This window comes from Spirosoma luteum DSM 19990, from assembly GCF_000374065.1.
Classification (GTDB): Bacteria; Bacteroidota; Bacteroidia; order Cytophagales; family Spirosomataceae; genus Spirosoma; species Spirosoma luteum.
Window position 1 is genome coordinate 374,443 of the sequence record NZ_KB893245.1, and the last position, 16,950, is coordinate 391,392.

The following is a 16,950-nucleotide window of genomic DNA, read 5'->3' on the forward strand; positions in this document are numbered from 1 at the left end:
TGCGTAGGTTTGCAGAAAGACACGATTACCAGACCTTACTATGAATCAGTCTCTATGGTCGCTAAGCGGCCAACGCGCCCTGGTAACGGGCGGTACAAAAGGAATTGGTGAAGCGGTGGTTCGTCAGTTTCTTGACCTCGGCGCATCGGTATTTATTGTGGCGCGGGATAACGAACGGCTTCAGAAGCAGCTGGCAGCCTATCGGCAACAGGGCCATGACGTTGCCGGTGTAGCGGTAGATATAAGTCAGCCGGGTGCGGCCGATACCGTTATAGCGGCCGTCAGCGACCGGTGGGACGCGTTGGATATTTTGGTCAACAACGCCGGAACGAACATTCGAAAACCCACTGTGGACTATAGCCCGGCCGATTACGAGCACGTGTTGAACACCAATATGCGTTCGGCCTATGAACTAACCCAGGCGGCTTACCCACTAGTCAAGACCTCAGGAATGGGTAAGATTGTCATGGTATCCTCGGTATCGGGATTAGCCCATACCAGCAGTGGGTCATTATACGGCATGACCAAAGCGGCTATGCTGCAACTCACGCGTAATCTGGCGGTAGAATGGGCTTCGGATGGGATTCGGGTCAACGCCGTTGCTCCCTGGTATATCAACACGCCCCTGGCAACGCCCGTACTGACCAACCCCGATAAGCTGGCGGGTATCCTGAAACGCACCCCCATGAACCGCGTTGGTGAACCGGAAGAAGTGGCTTCGGTTATTTCGTTCCTGTGCATGCCCGCATCGGGCTACGTGACCGGGCAGACGATTTCGGTGGATGGGGGACTAATGGCCTGGGCGTATTAAAAGAAGGTATCGCGGACTTCAGTCTGCCAGTCATCGGCTAAATTTTCCAACTACAATTCGGTCTGTTGTTAGCAGACTGAAGTCTGCGATACCTACACTCCCGTCACCATCGCTTTCATTTTGGCCATGGCTGTATTCGCTACTACCTGCGCATCCTGGGCGTAGTATAATTTATTGAATACTTCCAGCGAGAGCACAATTGGCTTGTCGGACCGTTTGATGAGTTTCAGGGTCTCCTTTATAGGCGCAACGCCATCGCCGGGATATACCCGGTCGGCATCGGTGATTTTTTCGCGGGTGAGATCGGCGGTGTAGTCGTTGACGTGAAACACCTCGATGGCCGGTTTGCCAACCAGCGGCAACATCGTATTGCCGGAGCCACCTTTGTAGAGGTGGTAAATATCCAGCAGTACCCGTGCGGAAGGATGACCGCTTTCAATGGCGATAAACATCACTTCGCTCAGGCGGTTCAGGTTGGGCGAAAAACCCCACAGTTCCAGTTGCGGTACCACGCCGGTTTTGTCACCAATGTCCAGAATGGCCCGGTACCGTTCGGCGGCTTTGTACAAATCTATTTTGGGACTTCCCGGCGACTGTGCACCAATGGGGGGTGTAGCTACGCGTTTGCAGCCAATCTGGGCCAGTTGGTCCATTTCCCGCTTAAGCTGGTCAGTTCCTTTAGCCCGGGCGGCTTCATCATCCACAATCCAGGGGGCGAACCCAATGGCATTCTCGACGGTAATGCCCAGGTCACTCAATCGCTTACGCGCTTCGGGTAGGGTGCCCCCGCTGGCCAGATAGGTCTGCAAGGTTTCAATCCAGATCTCAACAGCCCGGAAGCCTGCTTTGGATGCTGTTTCCAGTTCTTTCACAAAGCCCAACTTGTGCCCCCGAATGGTACTCATGTTCAGGGAGAGGGTAAAAGGCGACTGAGCCGTGGGGGCAGCCGATACCGTTTCGGCGGTTGCCAACGTAGTAGACAGGGTTGCGCCGGCAGAAGCAGTTAACAAAGCCAGCGTTTGACGACGGGTTACGGATTGTGACATGAATGAGGTAGAATTCAGGCGTTTTTTGACTACTACAGTAAACGGGAAATGGGCCTAAACCTACTTGTCTGCATCCATATCTAGACTCACAAAAGACTCGTTGGTGGTGTAACTGAAAGTGGTTAACTTCGGCTCACTGATAGGCTGTTCAATGTCCGACAGAAATGTGGATTGGGTGTCTGTTGCATTGAATGAGCTACCAGTGTGATTGTCTATTGCAGTAAACGGAAGCTGTTAATGATTAATGGTGTAGATATTGATTTGATTAACATAACGTTAGATTGTACAACAAGAATCACCGTAGCCTAAAGAGTCTGCAAGGAGTATTGGTAAATAGCCTTTATTAGCACTTATTAATGCGGCCTTGATACACCAAAACTATGAAAAATCGACGCAGGTCTCTTCTCCTGTTCTTCGTGTTTACAGTTCTTGCAGGCTTCAACCTTTCCAGCCTACTAGGTCGTCCCATTTTTGAGAACATTCGATGGGTAGATGTTGTACACCTGATCGGCACAGTTGTGACGTTTGGGTTTGCAATCTTGTTTCTTAAGGAATACTTTTTCGGCCGTCACTCATCATGAAGACTGGGCATCCCCCGAAATAGTATATTAGTATGTGCCTGCGACGCAGACTCCGCTTTACATAATGTTCACTTATACAACACACGATTAATGCAAAAAGCGGATAGGTTAAGATACATAGGGCTTTATCAAATTATCGGTGGTATCGTTGGTTGGTTAATGGTAGGATGGGCCTTACTGTCCGAAGAAGGTCAATCTAAGAGTTTAACCATCGTTGTAGTACTAGGAATTTTATTATTTAGTTTTTCGATTGTATGCGGCTGGCGGCTTCTCCGAAACTATAAACAGGCAATACTCTTTTCAGCAATTAATCAAGGGTTGCAAGTGCTTATGTTTGGCTTAAGCTCTGTTCTTTTCAAGTACTGCTCCGGTATTTACTTGTCCTTCGGAGTGAATGTATTGGATGACATTAAGATGAAAGCTAATATAGGTTTATCTATGTTCCATCTCTCTATCAATACAGGAGAACAATGGGAAATATCGGTTAATGTAATAGCCGTTTGGTTATTTGTGTATTTAATCAGAGCACAGGAAAGTAGGGAGGAATATAATATTTTCACTACACGATAAGGCTACTGCTTTCTATAAATCTGTCTTTAATCAAATAACATAAAGATAGTTATGCGGTCCTCCTTAAAATAATACAAAAAAGGGCGAGGGGTAATAAATTTGTTCACCCCTCGCCTTTTTGTATTTCGCCGTTGCGTCTTCATTAAATCGTTTGATGTTCTTCGCGGTGTATAGTTGCACGTTGAGTTTGTAGGGACTTTGCTTTTCCACCCTTCGCCCATTGCCCGGCTTAGCCAACCTGCCAGGAGTGGTCTTGCCAGGGATCGACAACCTAAAATAAGAATTTAATATGGCCCGGTTAAACATTCACGTTAGTAGACTGTCTCACCGCATAGTTAATGGCCACTAGGTATGAATCATCAAACGAAGCAACAGCAACTGCGGTATTTGTTTGCCCGGGCCGGGTTTGGTGCCACACCCGCCGAATTGAACGAGGCTTCCCGGAGTACGCTCAGGAAAGTGGTTCGCCAACTGGTGAGCAACGGCAAATCGGTAGCGAGTTTGCAGGTTGTTGAGCCCGATGAGAACCGAACGAAACGCCAGTTGAAGGGTATGTTTCGCCAGGGACAACTCGACAAGGAGATGCTCCGGGAGCAAATCCGAGCCAACGCCCAGAAAGTGCGCGACCTGAATTTACAGTGGCTGGACCGGATGGTTTCCGGTACCGATGTCCTGCGCGAAAAAATGGCTCTGTTCTGGCACGGTCATTTCGCCTGCCGGACCATGGGGCGAAACCCGCTGTTTATGCAGCAGTACGCCAATACGCTCCGGGAGCACGCGCTGGGAAACTTCCGCGATTTGCTGATGGCGGCATCGAAAGAACCGGCCATGCTGCAATTTCTGAATAACCAGCAGAACCGGAAAAACGCCCCCAACGAAAACTTCGCCCGTGAAGTAATGGAGCTGTTTACGCTCGGTCGGGGCAACTACTCCGAATTCGACATTAAAGAAGCCGCCCGGGCTTTTACGGGCTGGCAGTTTACGCCCGAAGGTGAGTTTGTTTTTCGGGCGCAGGTACACGACGATGGAGAGAAAAAAATATTCGGCAAAACGGGGACGTTCAACGGCGAGGACGTTATTGCTATGCTGCTCGAAAATCCGCAGACGGCCCGGTTCATTACGGCAAAAATCTACCGCTTCTTTGTGAATGAAACGGAGGATAAAAAACGAGTCGACCAACTGGCCGAGCAGTTCTACAAAAACGGATACGACATTGCCGCCCTGATGGAGACCATCTTCATGGCCGACTGGTTTTACGACGCTAAAAACATAGGTGCTCACATCAAGTCGCCGGTTGAGTTACTGGTGGGGTTACGGCACACGCTGGGTGTGCAGTTCGACCAGCCACAACCGCAGATTTTTGTGCAGCGAACGCTGGGGCAACTGCTGTTCTACCCGCCCAACGTGGCGGGTTGGCCGGGCGGTAAAAACTGGATCGACTCATCGAGTCTGTTGTTCCGGATGCAGTTGCCCAATTATGTGCTCAAGACGGCCGAAGTGACGGTGCAGCCCAAAGAAGATGGTGATGTGAACACGCAGTTGCTGGCCCGCAAAGGCGGAACCACCTTTCGTACAACGGTGAACTGGGACGATTTTGAGAAGGAATTCACCAAAACGACCGATGCCGGGTTACCCGATGCCCTGGCGGCTTTCCTGCTGCCTTTCCCCCTGCGACCCGACCAGCGTATTTTGATTGAGAAACAGACTAAAACGGGGCAATCCCGTTCTGAACAGATTCGTATGGTAACCGCAGCCCTCATGAGCCTGCCGGAGTATCAACTAACGTAAAGAGTGAAAGTGCGAATGAATGAAAGAGTGTACGATAAACACAACCCCTTTCGCTAATTCATGCTTTCACTCATTCACTCTTTACCAATTATGAATCGCAGAAAATTCCTGAAACAATCGGCTTTTACTACGGCGGGAACAATGCTAATTCCGCATTTCCTAAAAGCCTACGAAGCGCAGATGATGGGTCAGGGACTGGCCGCATCGAACGGTAAAATTCTGGTTGTCGTGCAATTGTCAGGTGGTAATGACGGGTTGAATACCGTTGTACCGTACCGGAATGATATCTACTACCGCGAACGCCCAACCATTGCCATCAAACCTGAAAAGGTGCTTACCCTGAATGACGAGATTGGACTGCATCCGGCCATGACTCCGCTGAAAGCCCTGTACGACGAAGGGCTGGTGACGGTCATCAATAACGTGGGCTACCCGAACCCCGACCGCTCGCACTTCCGGTCGATGGATATCTGGCAAACGGCCAGTGATTCCGATGCGTACCTGCAAACGGGCTGGGTTGGCCGGTATCTGGATGCTGCCTGCGCAGGTAAGGCACAGCAGCCGTTCCGTACTATCGAGGTCGATGATACGCTTAGTCTGGCCATGAAGGGCAACAGCCTGAACGGACTGGCCATGCTGGACCCCAAAAAACTCTACAGCCAGACCCGGAGTAATCTGGTCACCAACCTGAGTAAAGAGCACTCAACCAACGAGCCGGAAACGGTCTCGTACCTGTACAAAACCCTGGCCGAGACGGTATCTTCGGCGGAGTATGTGTTCAACAAGGCGAAGGTGCCCGGTACGAATACCACCTACCCGAATGGCGAATTGGGGAACCGGCTCAAAACGGTATCACAATTGATTCAGGCAGGGGTAGATACCAGCGTGTATTACGTGTCGATAAGCGGATTCGATACGCACATCAATCAGCCGGGGCAGCAGGAACGACTGCTGGGTCAATACGCTGAAGCGGTTGGGGCGTTCATGACGGATTTGAAAGCGGCAGGGCGTCAGAATGACATAATGCTCATGACCTTTTCCGAGTTTGGTCGGCGGGTGAAGCAGAATGCCAGCAACGGTACCGACCACGGTACGGCGAATAACGTCTTTCTGATTGGTGGTGGATTACCCGCCAAACGCGTGCTCAACGAAGCCCCCAATCTGAGCAAACTAACCGACGGCGATTTGACCTATTCGGTGGATTTTCGCCAAATCTACGCCACGCTCCTGCATGACTACCTTGGAGTCGACGATGTAGCTATTCTGGGCCGTAAATTCAACGGGGTCAAAATTGTGTAGGCGTTGACATTGGCCCTTGTAAAAGTGCCAATCCGGGATATCAGCTTCATCAATAGCCGGATTGGCGTATCCTTTTCAGTGTCAGGATTAAATTTTAGCAGCTATACGCTCAAATTATGCCTGAATGTGTGTTATTTCGCAAAGAGTCAGGTTAATTTTGTGAATGGTAGGTATTATAATGGGTAGCCTCTCTGACCGAAACGTCATGCAGGAGGCCGCCGACAGTTTGACCGAATTAGGCGTTGCGTGGGAGATGGATATCGTTTCTGCTCACCGGACACCCGAAAAAATGGTCGATTACGCTAAAACGGCCCGCGACCGTGGGCTACGGGTTATCATTGCCGGGGCAGGGGGGGCCGCTCACCTGCCGGGCATGGTTGCCTCACTGACTACCCTTCCCGTTATTGGGGTACCCGTCAAATCCAGCAATTCGATTGATGGCTGGGATTCCGTTCTGTCCATCCTGCAAATGCCCTCCGGTGTACCCGTGGCCACGATGGCCCTTAACGGTGCTCGTAACGCCGGTATTCTGGCCGCGCAGATTGTGGGTACCTACGATGCCGCCGTTGAACAAAATCTCACCCTGTTTAAAGAAAATCTCAAAGAAAAAGTGGCTCAGATGAGCCAACAGTTAACGACTCCCTAACCAGTGAACGATATGGATACTGACAACAAAACAACCAACGCCCGGCCCACCGGAAACTCCAGTCTGCCTGCCATTACGCTGGTGGTGTTGGTGGGGCTTATTGCCGCGCTGCTTTACGTGGGATACGGATACATCACCGACGATACGAATGGCTCCGACGAACTGACTAACGTAGCCATCGATTCAACAACGCAACAGCCACTGGCGCAGAATGACCCGGAGATGCTAATGGCGCCCGAAGGGGATGACAACGCCACGCAACCCGCCCCCGTAGACCTGTCGCAGGCAGCTCCGCCCGCCGATGCACCCGAAGTGAATGCGGCTGCCGAAGAAGTAGCCGAAGCCAACCGCGAAACTACCAATGGGAAACCTGCTACTGCGGAGAAACCCAAATCGGAGAAGCCAAAAGTAGAGAAGCCGGTGGAAAAAGCGGTTGCAGCAAAGCCGGTAGAGAAGCCTAAAGCCGAAAAACCCAAGACGGAAGCGGTTGCCGAAAAACCGGTGGAAAAGGTAACCGTCAAACCCGGTGGCGTATCGAGTACGTACACGGTGGGGTCTGGTGAAACATTCTACGGGGTAGCAAATCGGTATAATATGAAACTCAGTACCCTGAAGGCCCTCAACCCCGGCGTATCCGAAAGCGATGTGAAAGCGGGTATCACGAAGTTAAACGTGAAAGCTATGGCCGTTCACACCGTAGGGCCGGGTGATGTGCTGCGGGTGGTAGCCCAGAAATATGGTGTGAGCAAAGAAGCCATTATGCGGGCCAACAAAAAAACGAAGGACATTGCCTCTCGGGGTGAGCGACTGGTAATTCCCTTTCCTGATAAGCAGTAAGGCCCGGAAAGGGTTATCTTCTATCTAAAGCTTTTTTTTGCGCGGATTAATCCGAGTTAACGAGTCTATTTTTAACTCTTTAAATTGCTTCCCCAGTAATTCTACTCCTTTCCCGGAGAGAACTTCGGGTGTTTCATGCGTTTCCATTCGCCGGGTGGGCATGTCTACGGCCATTCCAGCGCCTTTTCTGATAGGAATAGGCACCGGGTTGCCCCCATCCCTGATAACCGGCATATTATCCAGGTTTTTGAGCGAGTCGACCCCGACTGCCCGGGAGCTTTGCTGTGCGAAACAGGTTGAAGCCGCAAGCAGGCATCCAACGGCGATAAATGATTTCATGAGTTACTAATCGTCTGTTTGTCAATGTAACAGACCCTATCCGACAGGAAAAGGTTGGAATGAACACCTCACTTGCGCTCGTAGGTCAGGCCAACGGTGAACCGTAAATCGTTGTTTTTCCGGCCGGGCACTACCAGACTCTCGTAGGCATTGGCCAGAGTAGAACGCAAACTAACAACCTCTGTAATCTTTAGCTGAACGCTCAAACTGGCATTCCACCGAACGTTGTACCGGCCTAACGCTGGTTGGTAGAAAGCGGTGTGGGTTACCCTAATCCGGTCGTTATCGAACGAGTATTCCCCAAATAAACGCGCTGAATTACGAATAATAGAAATGTCATTAAGTTCGGTGAAGTCCGTGCTTTCGCTGAGTATCACATCGGTAAGAGAAATGTATGCCCGTTTACGGTTCAGAAGTTTATAGCCAGCACCCGCTGCTGCCGTCAACCGCCGATTAATTTGTCGCAGGTTACTGCGCTCGTACGACCCGAAGGCCAGGTAATACAGTCGTCGCTCGCCCCGGTAGGTTGTCCGCAAATCGCCAAAATACTCCCGTTCAGCCAGGATGCCGTTCTGCTTGCCATACACAAAAGATGGATTGCTGGATAACCTGAAATAATTACTTAACCGGTAGTCAACGGAACTGGTCAGTTGCAGCAGTGCCCGATCCACATTCCCGGCTGTAATGGTCCCATCGGCCGTGAACCGATACCGGAATACATGCACGACGGGATTCTTAACCACAATCGTATCAATTTTTATCTGGCCCGTAGCGGTTCTGCTGGTATCGGTTTTACTGGTTTTTACCGAGTCGGAAAGCGAAGGACGCAATGGGTCAGGCTGTTCCACAATCTGGGCGTTTGCTAATCCACCCAGGAAAAGAAAAACAGTAAGTAAGACAAACGACTGGTAGTTTTTCACTGAAAAAAGCCTTGTTGAATCCGCAACTTAAAAAAAAGGTACATTTGGCGACTGACCCGAGGGTCATTTTCTTGATTTATTGCTAACGAATAAACCCTTTATTATGACTCGCTGGGGAATTTTAGGTCCAGGACGCATTGCTCATAAATTTGCGCAGGACCTGCTCACCGTACCCGATGCCCAACTGTATGCCGTTGCCTCAACCGACCAGCAACGCGCTAATGAGTTTGCCGAAACTTATTCTATTCCGCATGCTTTTGGCTCGTACGAACAGCTCCTTACTCTGCCCGATTTAGACATTGTGTACGTGGCTACGCCCCACGTCAAACACCACGAAAACGTGCTGATGCTGCTGAATGGTGGCGTAGCGGTGCTGGGTGAGAAACCCTTTGCCATGAACAGCGAACAGGTGCGGGAAATGGTCGAAACGGCGCGGGAAAAGAAGGTTTTCCTGATGGAAGCTCTGTGGAGCCGGTTTATGCCCGGTATCAGACAGGCGCTGGAATTGAGCCAATCGGGTGCTATCGGTAAGGTCGTTTCAGTGAAGGCAGATTTCGGGTTTAAAGCACCTTTTGTACCTGACAATCGACTGTTCAACAAAGAGTTAGGTGGTGGGTCGCTGCTGGATATCGGTATCTATCCCCTGTTCCTGTCGTACCTGATACTGGGAAAGCCAACCACCATTAAAGCATCGGCTATTTTCGGGACGACGGGTGTGGATGAGCAGTGCGGCATGGTGCTGACCTACGCCGATGGTCAGTTAGCGCTGCTGGATAGCACCTTGCTGGCCGATACGGACTGCATTGGCCTGATTCAGGGCGAAACCGGTCAGATTCGGATTCATAGCCGGTTTCACGAAAATAAAGGCGTGACGCTCATACAAGCGGAGCAGCCAGAAAAATCATTCGATTTTGACCGGGAAACCCACGGGTATGACTATGAAGCCCAGCATGTGATGCAGTGCCTGACCGAGGGTAAAACTGAAAGCCCCTTCTGGTCACTGGACGATAGCCTGAACCTGATGGAACTGCTGGACAAAATCCGGGCTGAAGCGGGGATTGTTTATTAAGAGAGAAAATGAAAAGGGGCGGAAAGAGGGATTGGCAGGGGAAATCTGCCCGTTCCTCCTTTCCGCCCCTTTTCTTACCTTTGCCGCATGACTGACCGTTATGCCCAGCGCGGAGTTTCCGCTAGTAAAGAAGACGTTCACAACGCTATTGCCCAACTCGACAAAGGACTTTTCCCCAAAGCGTTCTGCAAAATTGTGCCCGATACGCTGGCGGGTGACCCGGATTTCTGCACCATCATGCACGCCGACGGAGCCGGAACCAAGTCGTCTCTGGCCTACATGTACTGGCGTGAAACGGGCGACCTGAGCGTTTGGCGGGGTATTGCGCAGGATGCAGTCGTGATGAATACCGACGACCTGATTTGCGTGGGGGCTACCGGTCCCATGCTGTTGTCCTCTACCATCGGCCGGAACAAAAACCTGATTCCGGGCGAAGTGATTGCCGAGATTATCAGTGGTACTGAAGAAGTTTTGCAGCTACTGCGCACTCATGGCATTGAGGTGTACAGCACCGGGGGCGAAACCGCCGATGTGGGCGATCTGGTCCGTACTATCATTGTGGACAGCACCGTTATTGCCCGAATGCGACGTGATGACGTTATCAGCAACGACCAAATTAAACCCGGCGATGTCATTGTTGGGCTGGCATCCTTTGGGCAGGCTACGTACGAAACCCAGTATAACGGCGGTATGGGCAGCAATGGCCTGACCTCCGCCCGGCACGATGTACTGGCGCACACGCTGGCGAATAAATACCCCGAAAGTTTCGATCCTGCTATTGACCGGAGCCTGATTTACAGTGGTTCCAAATCACTCACGGATACGGTTGACGGCACCGGACTCACAGTAGGCCAGCTGATTTTGTCGCCCACGCGGACGTATGCCCCGGTAGCGAAGGTGTTGCTGGACGAACTTCGCCCGCAGCTACATGGTATGGTGCATTGCTCCGGCGGGGCACAAACGAAAGTGTTGCATTTTGTGGACAACCTGCACATCATTAAAGACAATCTATTTCCCATACCGCCCCTGTTCCGCCTTATTCAGGCCGAAAGCGGCACAAGCTGGCAGGAAATGTACAAAGTCTTCAATATGGGACACCGGCTGGAAGTGTACCTGGCTGAAGAACACGCCCCGCGCGTTATTGAGATTGCCCGGTCGTTTGGCGTCGATGCCCAGGTGATTGGTCGGGTAGAAGCCTATTCCGGGAAGCAGCCGGGTCGGCGTTCGGTAACGATTACGAGTGAGGTGGGTACGTTTATCTACTGATTTTGTGTAGCTTACGGCAATAATTGATTGCCTGACTATGCGGTTTGTCTACCTGTTTTGTTGGTTATTACTGCCGCTTACGACCTGGGCACAGGCTACTTTCTCAGCAGTATGGCCGTTTGATGGTAACCCGGGTGGGAGTGCCAGTCACCCAAACGTTGGTACAGGTGGAGCTGATTTTGTGGGCGTAGCACCAAGTGGGGTAACGGCCGGGTCTGGTTACGTAGCTGGTCAGAATGGACAGGCAGTCAACTTAATCAACTGGTCACAAACCGGTGGTTGCAATTTTGGCGAGTACGTGCAGGTAACGGTTCAACCCCTGAATGGTCAACGAATAACGTTGACGGGCCTAACATTTTATGTGAATCACTCGGTTAGTGCAATGGGTAACACCGGTCCCCAGGCTGTACGGGTTCGTTCCAGTCTGGATGGCTTTAGTAATGACCTTTCTCAACAAGGTGTTTCCAGTAGTTTTCAGCAGGTAAGTGTCGGTTTGGGCGGCTCCTTCGCCAACCAAACGGGGCCGGTTACGTTCAGAATTTACGGGTGTCCTCCAAATGGTGGTGGTGCGTTACGGCTCGATGACCTTATAGTCAATGGTAGCGTTACGACCGCTCCTCTGCCCGTAACGCTACTCTATTTTACGGCTAAACCCGATGGGGACCGCGTTCAACTGGCGTGGGCTACCACGCAGGAAATTAATGCCGGCCAGTTCAGGGTTGAACACAGTCTGGATTTGGCCGAATACAAAACGGTTGGAGATATTGCCGCCAAAGGCACTACTGATGAACGGCAATACTACGGCCTGACTGACCTGAACCCCCAACCCGGCATCAACTACTACCGCCTGAAACAGGTTGACCGGGATGGATCTACGCAGGTTTTTAAGCCCGTTGCGGCCACTATCCGGGCCAGCGAACCCGTGATGACCGTATACCCAAATCCCACCGATGCAGACCGCATTCACCTCCGGCTCTGGAACGCCGACGATGCCCGCGTCCGCTTGCTGACTATTACCGGGCAATCTGTTGGCGGACAACTACAGCGCACACCCGGCGAAGCTGACTTCCGCCCTGTTTACCCGCTACCGGCAGGTTTTTACTGGCTGGAGATTACTACAAACAACCAGCGACGCACGCTGACGGTACTAGTTCGCTAGCTGGAATTTTGGCAGCCTGTTTTAAATACCGTGTTCAATAGCGAACCGAACCAGGTCGGATACTTTGTTAATGCCCAGTTTGAAGTAAATATTTTTGCGGTGCGTTTTGACAGTTTCGATACTCAGGTGAATTCGGTCGGCAATCTGCTCATTATTAAGGCCTTCCCGAATCAGTGCGATAATTTCAACTTCCCGGAAGGTGAGGTTTAGCCGCCGGGCAAAATCATCGCCAAAGGGGTCGTTGGCTGGTGGATGGGAGTGGGTTACGTTCGGGTCGAAATACGTATTTCCGGCTAGCACGGTTCGGATTCCGTTTAGCAGATCGGTAGTGGAGGCATCTTTGAGCAGGTAACCGTGCAACCCCAATCGCCGGGCTTCGTCCAGCAGTTTGGGGTGGTTGTACATCGTTAGCATCAGCACCCGAATTCCGGAAAAATTATCGAGAATGGTTTTGCCAAGGTCAATGCCGTTAGTGCCCTGTATATTCACGTCCAGCAGTACCAGATTCGGGCTTGTTTGCTGGATAGCCGTGAGCGCTTTACCAGCCTGAAACACCTGTCCGCAAACCGTTAGGTCGGGTTGCTCGTTGAGCAAACTCTGCAGACCGTCATTGAATAATTGATGATCGTCAATCAGCAGAATCCGGGTCGGTTGTTGAAGCATCGGGCGTTTCGAAAGGAACATCAAGAACAACCAATGTCCCCCCTTCACTTGCATCACGCCACAGGGTCGCTCCAATGTATTCCGCCCGTAAATTACTGTTTTTCAAACCAATTCCCATAGGTTTATTTGTTGAATTAATCACTCGATTACCCAGTCCATCATCCTCTACCGTAATGGTCAACCGGTCGGGGTGGTAGAGGAGTTGTACAGCCGCCCGCTTAGCCTGAGCGTGTTTGTTAATATTCTGAATCAGCTCGGATACGATCCGGTACACGTTCAGCCCGGTATCGGCAGGGAGTGTATGTTCGGTACCCGATGTGATGAAAGAAAAGCGCGTAGGCTGTACAGGCTGACTATTGACCAATTGCTCAAGAGCACTATGCAGGCCAAGGCGGGTAAATTCGGGCGGCATGAGGTTGTGAGCAATACGACGGAGATCGGTGCTGCTTTTCTGTATCAGCGGTTCCAGTTCATCGAACTGGCGGGCCAACCCGGGGTCCTGCAACTGCGATCGAATATCGGCCAGCCGACGGCGCAGGGTGGACAGCGTACCCCCGAGGTCGTCGTGCAGATCGGCAGCCATGCGCTGGCGTTCAGCTTCCTGTGTTTGGATAATGCGGGCATCCGTTTCGCGAATGGCCTGATTAGCCCGGCGCAGTTCGTCATTAGCCGTAACTAACTCGGCTGTTCGGACCTGTACGGTTTGTTCCAGCCCCCTGTTGAGTTGCTGAATTTGCCGTCGTTGCCGCTGAATTTTTCGGTAAGAGAGACCCAGGGCTACGGTAAATAGCAGGAGCATGGTTAGGCCAATCAACAGCCATAGCCGGATACGCTGTTGCTGCCGGGTTTCGCTGTCAAAGGTTTGCTGTTCCAGTTGTCTTTGTAGGGTGAGTTGGTCGAGTTCATTTTTCTGATTCATGGAAGCCAGTTTCCTGCTTTGAACAGCGTTGCGGGCGGTATCGGCTAAAGCCACGTACCGTTTGTAATAAAATAGGCTCTGCTGCCAATCCTGCCGGTTTTCATAAATTTTATGGGTGGCCAAATAAGCCTGCTGACGGGCTGAGAGCGTTGGGTATTTGTGGGTCAGCACTTTCCGGGCGTATTGCAACCCAAGATCATTCTGCCCCGTACCCGCATAGCCCATAGCCAGGATGGACCAATTGGTTGTGATAGAAATGGGTTCGTGCAGACTTTTCCAGAGTGGCTCTGCTTTTTTGGCGTAGGTAAGCGCCAGTTCATAGTCCTGCATTTTCAGGTAAAGAGCCGATAATACTTCGTAAATAAAGCCCAGATTTGTTTTTGCCCCCATACCGGTTTCCCGCAAAATCCGTTCGGCAGCTAAATAATGGTGCTCACTTTCCCGGAAGTTCATCTGGTCTTCGTAAATAATTCCCAGTTTTTCTTCGATATCAGCTTGATAAGCCACGGTAGTTTGTGGGCTGACACCACTACCTTTAGCGAGCAGCGTTCGGGCATCTTCCAGAAAGCGTAGGGCCTTATCATAGTCGCCGGATAAGGTATATAATTCCCCTAAGTTCAGCTCAATTCGCCACAGGAGCTTAGGGTCCTGTCGGGCTTTCAAGAGCACTTCTCTGGCCTGATAATTGAGCCGAAGGGCTTCGGGATAATCAGTACGGAAATCGCGGTAATAAAACTCCCTGATCAATAACGCTTTTACAGTAAACTCAACATTTTGCCGGGCGCGAGCCTGCTGTAGTAACGCATCGGCAAAATACAGGCTGCTGTCTTTCCTGTTTTCCCACCAGCTATAAAGCCTGCCCAAATAATAGAGGGCTTCAAAGCGAGTGGTATCAGTACGCGTATTGGTGGGGCTGGCCAGTGCCCGCTGGTATTGTTGCCTGACCAGTAAAGAAATACTGTCCATATACAGTTTATCCATCCGGCGATCAACGACAAAAGGAGGAAGTTTCTGGGCATGTACGCACTGCCACTGGTAACCCAGCATGATAAGCAGCAGTAAAGACCTCATTATGTGCATAACGGAACAACTTGCCGGCGTAAGAACCAAGCAAAGCACGTAGATTTATTGACTTAAAAAAATACCCCTTTCGGGGTATTGCGAGGTTGGGTGTTATGGGGCGACCTTTGTTCGGTTATCATTCTATCCACACCCTTTTTATATATGACCCCTCTCCTGATTTTTGCCCGTTTCCGGGCCAGAAAATACGGGTGATTTCCCATTTATTAGGGTAATTTTCCCCTTGTTCAACCCCATCTAGCCCGCGAGTTTTGGCATGGGTAAAGGTTTACCTGACAACGGGGTTTTACCTTCTCTCATTTCTGTTCATATCAACCAGTCAAACTCAGGAACACACATTTTTTTCCTGGTTCAGCTTAGTACCAGTTTGTTTACTTTTTATTCATGCGGGTAGTTTCCTATAAAGGTTCTGAACCATCGGCCCAACGGATGCAATGGCAGCCACCAGCCTACAGTAAAATCCTTTCTGTCCTATAAACGGGTTTATTTATTCACCATTTCATATATTCCTTACAGCAATGAAAACGTATAGTCTATCTCTTCTCCTAATGGTTACCCTCTGCCAACTTAGCCATGCCCAGTCATCAAAGATTGACCCCGCTATCCTGAGTGCCAACAAAACGTTCATGCAGGCGTTCAGCCAGGGTGCTACCGACATGGGTAAGTTTTACGCGAGTGATGCCCAGCTCTTTCCTCCTAATGGGGAGATGATTAGTGGGAGCACGGCCATTGGCCCATTCTGGAAAGGCGCTTTTAATATGGGAATAAAGAATGCAACGCTGGAAACGACCCAGACCGAAAAGGCGGGTGACTGTATCATCGAAACAGGTGCTTACACGCTGACCGGTACCGACGGTAAGCCGATGGATAACGGTAAATACCTGGTGGTATGGAAAAATGAAGGGGGTAACTGGAAACTCTACCGCGACATCTGGAACAGCAGCGTAGCTGCGAAATAGCCTTTACGAGAATGTGGTGACTCAGTCTAAAAACTGAGCCATCACCTGGTTGGTTGTGAATGCCAGCAGAAAATGCTGCTGGATACTGGTGTTTCTAATGATGGCATTCTGGCGTAAACTCCCGGCAAAAAAGGCGCGTTAGGGGAGGATGTGGTTTTCGTAGGCAAATGTTATCAGGTGGGCAAGGCTCTTCACGTCGAAGCGTTTGTACATAGGCAGAATTCTCTTTTCAATAGCCGACTGTGATACGTTGAGGGAATGCGCAATTTCTTTGAATGCGTACCCTTTTGCCACCAGGGTCAGCGCTTCCTTTTCTTTGTTCGAAATAGCGTAATGCCGGAATAACTCTTTATTCAACTCGTCTTCAAATGCCGACTTGTCGGGGCCGTACGCGGCATAGCGCATTACGTTTCCTAGGCTGATACTATGATTGATTTGATTGCGGCCAATAATTTCGGTGACTCGTCCATTCTCCGACTTGAATACGCCTACTTTGACAATGATGGGTATCGGATTCCCATTTTTGTGCATCTTTTTCACCTCAATCATAAACCCGTATTGGTCGAGGTGTTCAGTTTTGGTCAGGATAAATTTCAGGGCTTTGTCGTTTAATTCCCCCGAAAATGGCGCGTACTCCGGAGAGGTAATCGTAACGATAGTCAGCATATTTATCTCGTCGTCCCTGTACCCCAGAATCTCTTCCCAGCCGTCGGCGTACACCATTCTGCTTTCCCTGAATGAGTAGACGTAAATGGCTTCGTCGGGAAAACGCTGAATGGCTTTTTTGTATTCCAAATACTGCTTACTGGTCAAATCAGCCGGTGTGGCTGTAATCATTGATTTTGAATAATCGCCCGGGGCATTCATACTAAATGATGTGAATAATTAGCGTACATTTTTGGGAAACCTGCGTTTTTCCTCAGTTGACACAGGTCTGGGCATGGCGTAGATTTGCAGGAATAAGTCAGGGTAATTGATACTTTATTCTCCCGCCCCTA

At 50.6% G+C, this 16,950-nt stretch carries 16 protein-coding genes; 10 read left to right on the forward strand and 6 right to left on the reverse strand.

Features of this window, described 5'->3' with window-relative positions:
- The first annotated feature begins 40 nt into the window (after window positions 1–40).
- Complete coding sequence (locus tag B156_RS0101595) at window positions 41–811, forward strand: SDR family oxidoreductase (protein WP_018617856.1); 771 nt, start codon at window positions 41–43, stop codon at window positions 809–811.
- A 92-nt stretch (window positions 812–903) separates the two neighbouring features.
- On the opposite strand, the gene B156_RS0101600 is transcribed toward B156_RS0101595, so the two are convergent.
- A complete protein-coding gene (locus B156_RS0101600) occupies window positions 904–1,857 on the reverse strand; it encodes a sugar phosphate isomerase/epimerase family protein (RefSeq protein WP_018617857.1) in 954 nt (317 codons plus the stop codon).
- Window positions 1,858–2,528: 671 nt separating this feature from the next.
- Here B156_RS0101600 and B156_RS0101605 point away from each other — a divergent pair.
- The 5 genes from B156_RS0101605 to B156_RS0101630 all read left to right on the forward strand — a co-directional run bounded on the left by B156_RS0101605 (window position 2,529) and on the right by B156_RS0101630 (window position 7,578).
- Window positions 2,529–3,008: a hypothetical protein gene (locus B156_RS0101605; RefSeq protein WP_018617858.1), complete on the forward strand. Its 480-nt coding sequence runs from the start codon at window positions 2,529–2,531 to the stop codon at window positions 3,006–3,008.
- Window positions 3,009–3,359: 351 nt separating this feature from the next.
- Window positions 3,360–4,796 (forward strand): DUF1800 domain-containing protein, encoded by a 1,437-nt coding sequence (locus tag B156_RS0101615; RefSeq protein WP_018617860.1) that lies wholly within the window; start codon window positions 3,360–3,362, stop codon window positions 4,794–4,796.
- A gap of 90 nt (window positions 4,797–4,886) precedes the next feature.
- Complete coding sequence (locus B156_RS0101620) at window positions 4,887–6,095, forward strand: DUF1501 domain-containing protein (protein WP_018617861.1); 1,209 nt, start codon at window positions 4,887–4,889, stop codon at window positions 6,093–6,095.
- 163 nt (window positions 6,096–6,258) lie between these two features.
- On the forward strand, window positions 6,259–6,741 hold the full coding sequence (gene purE, locus B156_RS0101625) for a 5-(carboxyamino)imidazole ribonucleotide mutase (RefSeq protein ID WP_018617862.1): 483 nt from the start codon (window positions 6,259–6,261) through the stop codon (window positions 6,739–6,741).
- 12 nt (window positions 6,742–6,753) lie between these two features.
- The gene (locus tag B156_RS0101630; protein WP_018617863.1) at window positions 6,754–7,578 is read left to right on the forward strand and encodes a LysM peptidoglycan-binding domain-containing protein; all 825 of its coding nucleotides are present in this window, start codon (window positions 6,754–6,756) and stop codon (window positions 7,576–7,578) included.
- A 24-nt stretch (window positions 7,579–7,602) separates the two neighbouring features.
- On the opposite strand, the gene B156_RS0101635 is transcribed toward B156_RS0101630, so the two are convergent.
- Together B156_RS0101635 and B156_RS0101640 are read right to left on the reverse strand one after the other, a co-directional pair.
- A complete protein-coding gene (locus B156_RS0101635) occupies window positions 7,603–7,917 on the reverse strand; it encodes a hypothetical protein (protein ID WP_018617864.1) in 315 nt (104 codons plus the stop codon).
- A gap of 68 nt (window positions 7,918–7,985) precedes the next feature.
- Window positions 7,986–8,837 carry a DUF481 domain-containing protein gene (locus B156_RS0101640; protein ID WP_018617865.1) on the reverse strand — a complete coding sequence of 284 codons (852 nt, stop codon included), beginning with the start codon at window positions 8,835–8,837 and terminating at the stop codon, window positions 7,986–7,988.
- A gap of 103 nt (window positions 8,838–8,940) precedes the next feature.
- Between B156_RS0101640 and B156_RS0101645 the strand changes: the two genes are divergently transcribed.
- From B156_RS0101645 to B156_RS0101655, 3 genes are all read left to right on the forward strand, one after another.
- On the forward strand, window positions 8,941–9,906 hold the full coding sequence (locus B156_RS0101645; RefSeq protein ID WP_018617866.1) for a Gfo/Idh/MocA family protein: 966 nt from the start codon (window positions 8,941–8,943) through the stop codon (window positions 9,904–9,906).
- 87 nt (window positions 9,907–9,993) lie between these two features.
- Entirely contained in the window at window positions 9,994–11,172 is a 1,179-nt protein-coding gene (locus tag B156_RS0101650) for an AIR synthase related protein (protein WP_018617867.1), read from the forward strand.
- A gap of 37 nt (window positions 11,173–11,209) precedes the next feature.
- Window positions 11,210–12,331, forward strand: a complete 1,122-nt coding sequence (locus B156_RS0101655; protein WP_018617868.1) for a T9SS type A sorting domain-containing protein — start codon at window positions 11,210–11,212, stop codon at window positions 12,329–12,331.
- Between the two features lie 21 nt (window positions 12,332–12,352).
- Here the strand turns inward: B156_RS0101655 and B156_RS0101660 are convergent, their stop codons facing one another.
- Both B156_RS0101660 and B156_RS0101665 read right to left on the reverse strand, forming a co-directional pair.
- Window positions 12,353–12,994 (reverse strand): response regulator, encoded by a 642-nt coding sequence (locus tag B156_RS0101660; RefSeq protein WP_018617869.1) that lies wholly within the window; start codon window positions 12,992–12,994, stop codon window positions 12,353–12,355.
- The gene (locus B156_RS0101665; RefSeq protein WP_040584928.1) at window positions 12,960–14,984 is read right to left on the reverse strand and encodes a tetratricopeptide repeat-containing sensor histidine kinase; all 2,025 of its coding nucleotides are present in this window, start codon (window positions 14,982–14,984) and stop codon (window positions 12,960–12,962) included. Before B156_RS0101665 ends, B156_RS0101660 begins: the two co-directional genes overlap by 35 nt.
- Window positions 14,985–15,511: 527 nt before the next feature.
- Between B156_RS0101665 and B156_RS0101670 the strand changes: the two genes are divergently transcribed.
- Window positions 15,512–15,952 carry a YybH family protein gene (locus tag B156_RS0101670; RefSeq protein WP_245563661.1) on the forward strand — a complete coding sequence of 147 codons (441 nt, stop codon included), beginning with the start codon at window positions 15,512–15,514 and terminating at the stop codon, window positions 15,950–15,952.
- Between the two features lie 138 nt (window positions 15,953–16,090).
- Here the strand turns inward: B156_RS0101670 and B156_RS0101675 are convergent, their stop codons facing one another.
- Window positions 16,091–16,789 (reverse strand): LuxR C-terminal-related transcriptional regulator, encoded by a 699-nt coding sequence (locus B156_RS0101675; protein WP_245563662.1) that lies wholly within the window; start codon window positions 16,787–16,789, stop codon window positions 16,091–16,093.
- Between the last annotated feature and the right edge of the window lie 161 nt (window positions 16,790–16,950).

Excerpts from the sequence above, each read along its gene's own strand:
- B156_RS0101655 (WP_018617868.1), top strand. The coding sequence starts at position 11,210 with ATGCGGTTTGTCTACCTGTTTTGTTGGTTATTACTGCCGCTTACGACC.
- B156_RS0101635 (WP_018617864.1), bottom strand. The coding sequence starts at position 7,917 with ATGAAATCATTTATCGCCGTTGGATGCCTGCTTGCGGCTTCAACCTGT.
- B156_RS0101600 (WP_018617857.1), bottom strand. The coding sequence starts at position 1,857 with ATGTCACAATCCGTAACCCGTCGTCAAACGCTGGCTTTGTTAACTGCT.
- purE (WP_018617862.1), top strand. The coding sequence starts at position 6,259 with ATGGTAGGTATTATAATGGGTAGCCTCTCTGACCGAAACGTCATGCAG.
- B156_RS0101595 (WP_018617856.1), top strand. The coding sequence starts at position 41 with ATGAATCAGTCTCTATGGTCGCTAAGCGGCCAACGCGCCCTGGTAACG.
- B156_RS0101675 (WP_245563662.1), bottom strand. The coding sequence starts at position 16,789 with ATGATTACAGCCACACCGGCTGATTTGACCAGTAAGCAGTATTTGGAA.
- B156_RS0101660 (WP_018617869.1), bottom strand. The coding sequence starts at position 12,994 with ATGCTTCAACAACCGACCCGGATTCTGCTGATTGACGATCATCAATTA.
- B156_RS0101670 (WP_245563661.1), top strand. The coding sequence starts at position 15,512 with ATGAAAACGTATAGTCTATCTCTTCTCCTAATGGTTACCCTCTGCCAA.
- B156_RS0101630 (WP_018617863.1), top strand. The coding sequence starts at position 6,754 with ATGGATACTGACAACAAAACAACCAACGCCCGGCCCACCGGAAACTCC.
- B156_RS0101620 (WP_018617861.1), top strand. The coding sequence starts at position 4,887 with ATGAATCGCAGAAAATTCCTGAAACAATCGGCTTTTACTACGGCGGGA.
- B156_RS0101605 (WP_018617858.1), top strand. The coding sequence starts at position 2,529 with ATGCAAAAAGCGGATAGGTTAAGATACATAGGGCTTTATCAAATTATC.
- B156_RS0101650 (WP_018617867.1), top strand. The coding sequence starts at position 9,994 with ATGACTGACCGTTATGCCCAGCGCGGAGTTTCCGCTAGTAAAGAAGAC.
- B156_RS0101665 (WP_040584928.1), bottom strand. The coding sequence starts at position 14,984 with ATGAGGTCTTTACTGCTGCTTATCATGCTGGGTTACCAGTGGCAGTGC.
- B156_RS0101615 (WP_018617860.1), top strand. The coding sequence starts at position 3,360 with ATGAATCATCAAACGAAGCAACAGCAACTGCGGTATTTGTTTGCCCGG.
- B156_RS0101645 (WP_018617866.1), top strand. The coding sequence starts at position 8,941 with ATGACTCGCTGGGGAATTTTAGGTCCAGGACGCATTGCTCATAAATTT.